Below are 253 nucleotides of genomic sequence, written 5' to 3' on the forward strand. Positions count from 1 at the left end.
CGGCAAAATACTTCATGGCTGCTCCTTCCCGATGCTTGTGGCGAATCAACATCGACCACGTTCTCACATCTCGACAGGAGCAGCCGCCCTTATCCGGGCTCGGCAAAGACCCCAATCACCCCATCTGTTTTGAAATTCACGGGTGAGCGTTTCGGCGGATGAGATTGCCGCCCATTGCGACAAGGATCATGGCTTGCGAGACGTCGATGCGCTGCTCGTAGTCGCGCACGAGGCGGCGCCACCTTGTCATCCA

Annotated in this window: 1 pseudogene; it reads right to left on the reverse strand. The window is 57.7% G+C overall.

Annotated features, from left to right (window positions below):
- Positions 1 to 136: 136 nt before the first annotated feature.
- A pseudogene (locus tag EN859_RS37920) lies at positions 137 to 253 on the reverse strand (IS5/IS1182 family transposase); the annotation flags it as partial.

It is taken from the genome of Mesorhizobium sp. M00.F.Ca.ET.216.01.1.1 (assembly GCF_004010325.2).
Classification (GTDB): Bacteria; Pseudomonadota; Alphaproteobacteria; order Rhizobiales; family Rhizobiaceae; genus Mesorhizobium.